Here is a 2,871-nt window from a genome sequence, read left to right as displayed (position 1 = left end):
GTTCGCCGGGGGAGGGTTCGCCGGGGGAGGGTTCGCGGGAGGACGACGGTTTGGACGCGCTGCGAGCGGCGTGTGCGGCCGTGTGGGCAGCCGCGGACGGGGACGACCCCGTGCGGGAACTGGCCGGTGAACGTCCGCCCGGTTGCGCCGATCTCGACTGAACCGATTCCAGCTGAAATCAATCCCGTGTGATGCCGCAGGTCCTGTGACGGGCCGCGGGCCTACAACAGTGAACGCATCCGCAACAGGTCCCGCATGCTGGCGTCCACTTTCAGGCGGCCGCTGGCCCATGCCGAGGTGAACTCCAAGCTACCGTCGGTGACAGCGATCAGGTCGTCGCTGTTCACCGTGACGGTCACCTGCGCTGCCGTGCGATCCCCTTCGTTGATGTCGAGGACACTGCCGTCACGCAGTTCCGCGGAGAAGCTTGCTCCGAGATCGGGAATCCTGCATATGATCGTGCGGTCGGGGGTCAGGCTACGCAGGCGGTCGTCGGTGAGTTCGTTGAGTCGCTCCGCCAACGTGCGCAACGCCGTCGCGCACTGCTGCATGGTTGCCATACCGGTCGATTCCTCCCTTCGGTCGTGCCGTGCCTTCCGCCGCCGGCAGGCTGCGCCGTGCCATGGCCGGGACCAGCAGCCTGCCAGGACTGCCGCGATGCACCCGGCTGCAACAGTCAATACCGTGGACGGGATCCGGCATGCTGGATGGGACGATAGCGGCGTGCCGCGGGGTGACGGCCCTGCCGCCGTTGCCGCGGAAGAGGACACCTTATGACCGTTGACGTCCCGGACGATGTTCGGGCCGCGCTCGCGCAGGTGGACCGGCTGCCGGCGTTGCCGGTGTCGGTTCACGTCGCTGTCTTCGAGGAGGTCCACCGTCTGCTGGACGGCGTGCTGGCGGATCTGGACGGCCGCGCCGCCGCCTCGCCGCGACCGGATGCCGCGCCGCCCGGCCGGACGTCGGCGTGACCAGGACGAGGGGTCCCGTCGTGGTCCGCAGGACGCGGCTGGACCGTGAACTCGTCCGGCGCGGTCTGGTGCGCTCCCGTGAGCAGGCCAGCGAAGCGATCACGGGGGGTCGGGTCCGGGTGTCCGGGTGTCCGGCGACCAAGCCCGCCACGGTCGTGGACGACACGACACCGATTGTGATCGTTGCCGGTGACGACCCCGGCTACGCCTCCCGGGGCGCCCACAAGCTGCTCGCGGCCCTGTCCACCTTCGGCGGAAGTGCCGCTGGAAGTGCCACGGAAGGCGCTGGGGGAAGCCGGCTGCGGCTTCGGGTGGCCGGGCGGCGCTGCCTGGACGCCGGGGCGTCCACCGGCGGCTTCACCGACGTGCTGCTGCGCCACGACGCCGCCGAGGTCGTGGCGGTCGACGTCGGATACGGCCAGCTGGCCTGGCAGCTGCGTACCGACCCCAGGGTTGCTGTCCTCGAGCGCACCAACGTCCGTTTTCTCACCGCCGAGGCGATCGGCGGGCCCGTCGACGTGGTTGTGGCGGATCTGTCGTTCATCTCGTTGCGGCTGGTGTTGCCGGCGCTTCGGGCGTGTGCCCGGCCGGACGCCGACTTCGTCGTCCTGGTCAAACCGCAGTTCGAGGTCGGGCGTGCGGACCTCGGGCCGGGCGGGGTGGTGCGCGACGTGGCACTGCACGCCCGCGCGGTGCGGGAGGTGGCCGATGCCGGGGCCCGGCTGTCACTCGGCGTGCGTGGAGTCGTCGCGAGCCCGCTGCCGGGGCCCGCGGGCAACGTCGAGTACCTGCTGTGGCTCGCCGGGGACGCCCCGCCGATGCCGCCGCCGCGGCTGACCGAGGCGATCACCTCCGCGATCGCGGCCGGTCCGGCCGGTGGGTCCGCGGGTGCGCCGGCAGCCGTGCCCGCGGACGGAGAATCAGGATCCGTCCGGTCGGAGGCTTCCGCACCCTGCGCCGATCCTGCCTTTCCCGCTGAGCCTGATCCTGATTCCGAGCCGTCCACCGAGTGCGACGAGGGCCGCCGATGAGTCGGGAAATCCAGTGAGCCGGGAAGTCCTGGTGGTGACCCACCCACGCCGGTCGGTCGTACGGGAGATCGCCCAGCGGGTGCTGGACCAGTTCGTCGCCGCCGGGGTTGCTCCGCGAGTCCTGCGGGACGAGGCCGAACTGCTCGACCTGCGCTGCGAGAACGTGGTCCCACCGGACGACGCCGCCGCGCTCGGGGTCGAACTGGTCCTCGTGCTCGGTGGGGACGGCAGCCTGCTGCGGGGGGCGGAGCTCGCGCGTACCGCCGACGCGCCCCTGCTCGGGGTCAACCTCGGCCATGTCGGTTTTCTCGCCGAGGCCGAACCGGACGCGCTGGAGTCCACGGTCGATCATGTCGTCCGCAAGGACTACCGGGTCGAGGAGCGGATGACCGTCGACGTGACAGTCCGCCACCGCGGCGAGCTGACCTACCAGGGCTGGGCGCTCAACGAAATGTCGCTGGAGAAGGTCGACCGCTCCCGGATGCTCGAGTGCGTCCTCGAGGTCGACAACCGCCCGCTGTCCCGGTGGGGGTGTGACGGCATGATCTGTTCGACCCCCACCGGGTCGACGGCGTATGCGTTCTCGGTCGGCGGCCCGGTCATGTGGCCGGGTGTCGAGGCTCTGCTGGTCGCGCCGATCAGCGCCCATGCCCTGTTCGCCCGCCCCCTGGTGCTGGCCCCGACGTCGTCGGTCGCGATCGAGGTGCTCCCCTCGACGCCGGCTGTCCTGGCCTGCGACGGCCGGCGATCGGTGAACGTCGAGGCGTTCTCCCGGGTCGAGGTTGTGCGGGGACGCCGTCCGGTGCGGCTCGCCGTGGTGCGCCCGCGGCCCTTCACCGACCGGCTGGTGGCGAAGTTCGACCTTCCGG

At 71.2% G+C, this 2,871-nt stretch carries 4 protein-coding genes and 1 pseudogene; 4 read left to right on the top strand and 1 reads right to left on the bottom strand.

What is annotated here, in order from left to right:
- Positions 1-161, top strand: a pseudogene (locus DD1DGNOD_RS19655) (haloacid dehalogenase); the annotation flags it as partial.
- Positions 162-221: 60 nt separating this feature from the next.
- Here DD1DGNOD_RS19655 and DD1DGNOD_RS19650 read toward each other — a convergent pair.
- Positions 222-560, bottom strand: a complete 339-nt coding sequence (locus tag DD1DGNOD_RS19650) for an SCP2 sterol-binding domain-containing protein (RefSeq protein WP_131770782.1) — start codon at positions 558-560, stop codon at positions 222-224.
- A gap of 213 nt (positions 561-773) precedes the next feature.
- On the opposite strand from DD1DGNOD_RS19650, the gene DD1DGNOD_RS19645 reads away from it, so the two are divergent.
- The 3 genes from DD1DGNOD_RS19645 to DD1DGNOD_RS19635 form a co-directional block, all read left to right on the top strand.
- Positions 774-971, top strand: a complete 198-nt coding sequence (locus tag DD1DGNOD_RS19645) for a hypothetical protein (protein ID WP_131770781.1) — start codon at positions 774-776, stop codon at positions 969-971.
- 20 nt (positions 972-991) lie between these two features.
- Positions 992-2,002: a TlyA family RNA methyltransferase gene (locus DD1DGNOD_RS19640; RefSeq protein ID WP_131770783.1), complete on the top strand. Its 1,011-nt coding sequence runs from the start codon at positions 992-994 to the stop codon at positions 2,000-2,002.
- Positions 2,003-2,015: 13 nt separating this feature from the next.
- A partial coding sequence (locus DD1DGNOD_RS19635; protein WP_131770780.1) for an NAD kinase occupies positions 2,016-2,871 on the top strand: 856 nt, incomplete at its 3' end.

Origin of the sequence: Candidatus Protofrankia californiensis, from assembly GCF_900634765.1 — a bacterium.
Taxonomy (GTDB): Bacteria; Actinomycetota; Actinomycetes; order Frankiales; family Frankiaceae; genus Protofrankia; species Protofrankia californiensis.
The sequence above is the reverse complement of the archived record's forward strand: the minus strand, read 5'-3'. Positions and strand labels throughout refer to the sequence as shown.